This window comes from Streptomyces sp. NPDC001156 (genome assembly GCF_053598275.1).
In genome coordinates this window covers 1-1,349 of record NZ_JBSFJX010000541.1, presented here as the reverse complement: position 1 = coordinate 1,349, position 1,349 = coordinate 1, and the positions used below count along the sequence as shown (strand labels likewise).

Genomic DNA, 1,349 nt, shown 5'->3' with positions numbered 1-1,349 from the left:
GTCGGCCTCGGGTTGCTGCCCTCCAAGTCCTGGCAGCTGAACGCCGCCTGGGTGCTGGCCGCCACGATCGCCGCCGACCTCGACGCATGGACCCGTCTCCTCCTCCTGCACGACGAGCCCGAACTCGCCGCCGCGGAGCCGGAGACGATCCGGATGAAGCTGTACCACCTGCCTGGCCGGCTCACCGCCCACGCCCGCAGGCGCACCCTGCACCTCGACCGCACCTGGCCCTGGACACGCGCATTCACCACCGCCTGGCAGCGGGCCCACCAGCTCCCGGCCCTCACCTGACGGCAGTCCCTCACCCCGACGACACCGGAAAGGACAGCACCGCACCACCCTCGGGCCCGTGGAACCCGACGCCCCGCAGCGTCACGCGACGGCCAGTCCCGATACGGCACGGGACATATCGGGCAGCCAGCCGCTCACGACGACGCCGTCAGCCCTTGGAAGAATCGAGGTTGGTGCAGCACGCGCTGCCGATGCTGCGCGCCGCTGCCGCTGCCGCCCCGAGGCGAGGCACGCGAATCATCGCGCTCTCATCGATCACCGGAGTACATCCCGAAGCCGGCGTTGCCGTCTACGGGGCCTCGAAGGCGGCGCTGATCTCGCTCGTGGAAACCCTCAACGCCGAAGAATCCGGCAAGGTGTCATGGCCACAGCCATTGCCCCGGCCTTCGTCGACACCGACATGGCGGCCTGGACCGCCGACACCGTCCCGGTCGATACGATGATCACCGTCGCCGACGTGGTCACCGTCGTCCGCATGCTGCTCAACCTGGGACACACCACGTCCATCACGAAGATCGTGATGTCCCGCAGTGGAACAACCGGCTTTGCTGCGTGATGGCCTGCGGGGCTCGTAAAGTCATCGCCGCAGGCCGGGACGGGAGAGATGAGTACGCCTAATGAGCGTGCCCCAACTTCGTTCTCGCAGGTGAGCGGGCCTTGACGGGGTGGTAGTTGATGCTCCGTCCGAGGTTGGGGGTGGTGATCGACTTCTTCTGAAGGAGTCGATCACCGGCCGGGCGGAGTGTCACGCTGTGGTCTCGTTCTTGTTCGTCTCGAAGGGATCGCGGATCAGGTACTGCAAGGTCAGGACGGCTTTGACGACCACCGTGATCTGTCGGGGGCTGTCGCGGAAGTTGCAGGCCAGGTCTTTCGCCCTGACATCAACGTCTGATATCAACAGCCACCCTCAGCCGCGCGACCGGGGCCATTTGTCCCGTAGCCACGCCAGGTCGGTCTCGGCGTGGGTGCGGGTCGCCTGTTCGCGGGTGAAGACGGCTTTCGTCTTGGTCAGGACCAGGACGTAGGGGCGTCCCTGGCGCCGGGTGGTGTGGGAGACG

General features: G+C 66.9%; 4 protein-coding genes. 3 read left to right on the top strand and 1 reads right to left on the bottom strand.

Annotated elements, in window-relative coordinates; translation table 11 throughout:
• The 3 genes from ACWDA7_RS52975 to ACWDA7_RS52965 form a co-directional block, all read left to right on the top strand.
• On the top strand, positions 1 to 291 hold a 291-nt coding region (locus ACWDA7_RS52975; protein ID WP_450615397.1), incomplete at its 5' end, for a transposase.
• Positions 292 to 482: 191 nt separating this feature from the next.
• The gene (locus ACWDA7_RS52970) at positions 483 to 734 is read left to right on the top strand and encodes an SDR family NAD(P)-dependent oxidoreductase (protein ID WP_450615399.1); all 252 of its coding nucleotides are present in this window, start codon (positions 483 to 485) and stop codon (positions 732 to 734) included.
• Positions 653 to 847 carry a hypothetical protein gene (locus tag ACWDA7_RS52965; RefSeq protein WP_450615401.1) on the top strand — a complete coding sequence of 65 codons (195 nt, stop codon included), beginning with the start codon at positions 653 to 655 and terminating at the stop codon, positions 845 to 847. The genes ACWDA7_RS52970 and ACWDA7_RS52965 overlap by 82 nt, the downstream gene beginning before the upstream one ends.
• A 189-nt stretch (positions 848 to 1,036) precedes the next feature.
• Here the strand turns inward: ACWDA7_RS52965 and ACWDA7_RS52960 are convergent, their stop codons facing one another.
• Entirely contained in the window at positions 1,037 to 1,189 is a 153-nt protein-coding gene (locus ACWDA7_RS52960; protein WP_450615395.1) for a hypothetical protein, read from the bottom strand.
• Positions 1,190 to 1,349 lie beyond the last annotated feature (160 nt).